Below are 239 nucleotides of genomic sequence, written 5' to 3'. Positions count from 1 at the left end.
ATGAAGCTCTGACCGTCGAGTTCGAGTGTGTCGATCCCTTCAAATTTTAAGAATACCCAACGTGCCGTCGGTTTAGTCGTTGTTTTGTTCTTCACCATGCTTGGGAAGAACGCTTCTGTCTTGTTAAGTTGCTCTCTGATTTTGTGCTCTAGACTTGCGTAAACAAGAAGGCTAAGCGTCATTATCATGAGCAGAGCCTCAATGCGTTGAGGTTTTTTTAAGAAGATCGAAGACGTTAA

At 43.1% G+C, this 239-nt stretch carries 1 pseudogene; it reads right to left on the bottom strand.

Annotation, left to right across the window (positions count from 1 at the left end):
• Positions 1-239: pseudogene (locus tag BZJ21_RS15945) on the bottom strand (IS1634 family transposase); the annotation flags it as partial.

The organism is Salinivibrio costicola subsp. alcaliphilus, assembly GCF_001996185.1.
GTDB lineage: Bacteria > Pseudomonadota > Gammaproteobacteria > Enterobacterales > Vibrionaceae > Salinivibrio > Salinivibrio costicola.
This window is presented reverse-complemented; position numbering and strand designations above follow the sequence as displayed.